The 868-nt window shown below is 32.6% G+C and carries 1 protein-coding gene; it reads left to right on the top strand.

What is annotated here, in order from left to right; translation table 11 throughout:
• The coding region (locus tag KLA_RS17280) for a hypothetical protein (RefSeq protein WP_316931906.1) at positions 1-821 on the top strand (821 nt) is incomplete at its 5' end.
• Positions 822-868: the final 47 nt, after the last annotated feature.

The following is an 868-nucleotide window of genomic DNA, read 5'->3' on the forward strand; positions in this document are numbered from 1 at the left end:
ACGTTACCCATAAGCTGAACCAACCATTGAAAATACTGCTTCACATAATAATTATCACTTTTTTGACTGTTGTAACTCAAATAGGTGGAATAATATATTTGATTGCAATTTTGTTGATTAAGAAAAGTGCGGAAAAGAAACGATTGAAACGGATTGGAATTTTCGCAGTTCTATATTTACTCGCAACATTTTTAATCGTTCCAAATATCGCACCTATTTTCGGACGTGAAAAAATAAAAGAAACGGAATTTTTAAAAGCACATTCTATTTTTTACAAACTTGCAAATAGAAACTATGTAAGACCTGAATTGAACCAAACAATCGGAAAAATAGCAACCGAATTTGAAAAACGAAATAGTGGAATAAAAATGGTTTACCTTGATGCTAACTTCCCATTTATCGACAAATTTCCACTTCTGCCACATTTGAGCCATAACGACGGAAAGAAGATTGACGTTTCTCTGATTTACGAGAATGACAACGGACAATTGACTAATAAAAAACCATCAATTAGTGGATATGGTGTTTATGAAATGCCAACCGAAAAAGAATATGACCAAAACGCTGTTTGTAAGAAAAATGGAAATTGGCAATATGATTTTCCAAAATATCTGACTTTAGGCACAATAAACAAAGACATTGAGTTTTCCGAAAAAGGAACTCGACAATTAGCAGAATTGATTTTAAAACAAAAAAATATTGGTAAATTGTTCATCGAGCCACATTTAAAAACTCGATTGAATTTGAACAATGGAAAAGTACGATTTCACGGATGTCAAGCAGTTAGACACGATGACCACATACATTTCCAACTGAAATAATTAAAAAATGCCTATGGGTAACAATGTATAACCGCAATTACGGCGGA

The organism is Cellulophaga geojensis KL-A, from assembly GCF_000568425.1.
Taxonomy (GTDB): Bacteria; Bacteroidota; Bacteroidia; order Flavobacteriales; family Flavobacteriaceae; genus Cellulophaga; species Cellulophaga lytica.